This window comes from Sulfitobacter sp. UBA1132 (genome assembly GCF_002311545.1).
Taxonomy (GTDB): domain Bacteria; phylum Pseudomonadota; class Alphaproteobacteria; order Rhodobacterales; family Rhodobacteraceae; genus Sulfitobacter; species Sulfitobacter pontiacus.
In genome coordinates, this window is the sequence record NZ_DCAN01000004.1 from 2659 (window position 1) to 2951 (window position 293).

At 61.1% G+C, this 293-nt stretch carries 1 pseudogene; it reads right to left on the bottom strand.

The features are described from left to right. Nucleotides 1-293: pseudogene (locus B4F27_RS00950) on the bottom strand (transcription termination/antitermination protein NusA); the annotation flags it as partial.

Consider the following 293-nt stretch of genomic DNA (forward strand, 5'->3'; position numbering starts at 1 on the left):
TCGCCCTGAAGCTCGTTCACGACGGCCTGAACGCGGCTGCCGCGCATACCAACGCAGGCCCCCACAGGGTCGATGGAGCCATCATAAGAGATGACAGCGATTTTCGCGCGCGAACCGGGGTCACGGGCAACGGCCTTGATCTCGATGATGCCGTCATAGATTTCAGGCACTTCCATCTTGAACAGCTCGGCCATGAACTCGGGCGCGGTGCGGCTCAGGAAGATCTGCGGGCCACGCTGTTCGCGACGCACATCCTTGATGTACACGCGGATACGGTCGTTCGGGCGATAGCT